The sequence below is a fragment of the Providencia sp. UF-224 genome, from assembly GCF_058245955.1.
The window spans coordinates 1-620 of record NZ_JBSICC010000102.1 but is presented as its reverse complement, the minus strand read 5'-3'; the positions used below and the strand labels follow the sequence as shown (position 1 = coordinate 620).

1 protein-coding gene is annotated in these 620 nt (G+C 47.6%); it reads left to right on the top strand.

From position 1 onward, the window contains the following. A partial coding sequence (locus AC4IFO_RS23020) for a nucleotide sugar dehydrogenase (protein WP_490737856.1) occupies positions 1 to 620 on the top strand: 620 nt, incomplete at both ends.

The following is a 620-nucleotide window of genomic DNA, read 5'->3' as shown; positions in this document are numbered from 1 at the left end:
TTTGGTTACACCAACGTGATTTTCTCCCCAGAATTTCTACGTGAAGGCCGCGCATTGTGGGATAACCTGCACCCGTCCCGTATTGTGGTGGGTGAGCGCTCTGAGCGTGCACAAATTTTTGCCGATTTGCTGCTTGAAGGCGCCATCAAAAAAGATGTCCCAGTGTTATTCACGGATGGAACGGAAGCGGAAGCCATTAAGCTGTTTGCGAACACCTACTTAGCGATGCGTGTAGCTTACTTTAATGAGCTAGATACTTACGCAGAAAGCCGTGGTTTAAATGCACGCCAAATTATTGAAGGTGTATCGTTAGACCCACGTATTGGCAGCCATTATAACAACCCATCATTCGGTTACGGCGGTTATTGCTTACCGAAAGATACCAAGCAATTACTGGCCAACTACGATGACGTACCGAACAACCTGATTAATGCGATTGTGGAATCCAACCGTACCCGTAAGGATTTCATCTCTGACGCGATTATTGCTAAAGCGCCACGTAAAGTCGGTGTCTATCGCTTAGTGATGAAAGCAGGGTCAGACAACTTCCGTGCTTCTGCGGTGCAAGGCATCATGAAGCGCATCAAAGCCAAAGGCATTGAAGTGGTGGTGTATGAGCC